Genomic DNA, 792 nt, shown 5'->3' on the forward strand with positions numbered 1-792 from the left:
GATGACGATAGTGAGTAAACCCTCAACTGATTGCTCTTCCAAGGTTTTTTATCCTTCGGCGTCACTTTTTTAACAATTATTATTTTAAAACAACGCTTGTAAACCCATCCAACGTAAGAACAGTCCCCTTTAACGCCGCGTTGCCTTTGCCTACGTAACCTCTGACAACGGTAAAGTTTTCACTTGTATAATTTTTTAAATCAACCGTAACTTCATCTTCACCGGTATTATGAAATACTCCAACTTTGCTGCCTCCGTAATCAGAGACAAAACCGCCGAAGACGGCATAGTTCGAAAAATCCAAGGCTGTAATGGAGCCTCTGGCGATTTCGGGATTTGCGTTGCGGAGCATAATAAGTTTTTTATAGTGATTAAACAGGCTGTTCTTTTTGGGCAGTTGGCTTTTTACCGTTCCGTTTTTTTGATTTGCCCTGTCGTAGGTACTGCCTACAGGATCATTAACTTTGTCGCTGTTTTTAATATCAACATCATTATATAATATTTGTAATTCATCTAAATTACGGTTAATTTCAAGAACATTTATTTCTCCTATTTTCACAATATTTATTTTTGCCGTTTTATCATTATAATAAGAATAGATAGAAAAAAACAATGAAAATATTGTGATCATTCCCAATAATATGGTCATGAATTGGCGTATAGTTATTTTTTTCATATTGATTAACCCCTTATATAAAATAAATAATTATTCATTTGTTGCTTATACCATAGAGTACTGTTATCCCTTTATGGACAACCTATAGTAACACAGATTTTTTATTAGTATTGCTC

General features: G+C 34.0%; 1 protein-coding gene. It reads right to left on the reverse strand.

Going from position 1 to position 792, the window contains the following annotated elements:
- Positions 1-79 precede the first annotated feature (79 nt).
- A complete protein-coding gene (locus tag ACYVRH_RS13725; RefSeq protein ID WP_461257449.1) occupies positions 80-676 on the reverse strand; it encodes a hypothetical protein in 597 nt (198 codons plus the stop codon).
- Between the last annotated feature and the right edge of the window lie 116 nt (positions 677-792).

It is taken from the genome of Treponema sp. R80B11-R83G3 (genome assembly GCF_054786115.1).